At 75.9% G+C, this 789-nt stretch carries 1 protein-coding gene; it reads right to left on the reverse strand.

Going from position 1 to position 789, the window contains the following annotated elements:
- A partial coding sequence (locus tag K6I34_RS37620) for a galactokinase (protein ID WP_229332495.1) occupies window positions 1-789 on the reverse strand: 789 nt, incomplete at both ends.

Below are 789 nucleotides of genomic sequence, written 5' to 3' on the forward strand. Positions count from 1 at the left end.
CTCGTCCACCAGCGCCACCGCCGAGCCCCCGAACCCTGCTCCCGTCATCCGTGCCCCCGCCGCCCCGGCCTCGTTCGCGGTCGCGACCGCCAGGTCGAGCTCCGGGCAGGACACCCCGAAGTCGTCGCGGAGGGAGGCGTGTCCGGCCGTGAGCACCGGACCGGCCGCGCGGATGTCGCCCGCGTCGAGCAGGGAGACGACCTGCCGCACCCGCTCGTTCTCGGCCACCACATGGCGGACGAGCCCGCGCACCGCGGGGTCCGGCAGCAGGTCCAGTACGTCGGCCAGCCTCCCGTGGGGCACGTCCCGCAGGGAGCGGACGCCCAGTGCGTGCGCCCCTGCCTCGCACCCCGCGCGCCGGGCCGCGTAGGCGCCGTCGCCCAGCGCGTGCCGCACGCGCGTATCGACGACCAGCAACCGCAACCCGGCTTCCTCCAGCCTCAACGGCACCTGACGCCACGTGAGTTCACGGGTGTCCAGGTGCAGCGCGTGGCCGTCCGCGCAGCACATCGAGGCCATCTGATCCATGATCCCGCAGGGCACGCCGACGAAGTCGTTCTCCGCCCGGCGGCAGATCCGGGCGGTCCCCGACAGGGAGAGCCCGAGCCCGTACAGCCCGTCGAGGGCGAGGGCGACCGCGCACTCCAGGGCCGCGGAGGAGGACAGCCCGGCGCCCATCGGCACGTCGCCGTCCACCTGGAGGTCCGCGCCCCCGACGGCGTACCCCTCGGCACGCAGGGCCCCCAGGACGCCCGCCGGGTAGGCCGCCCACCCGTCCGGCCGACCCTG

Source organism: Streptomyces sp. UNOC14_S4 (assembly GCF_020740835.1).
Lineage (GTDB): Bacteria > Actinomycetota > Actinomycetes > Streptomycetales > Streptomycetaceae > Streptomyces.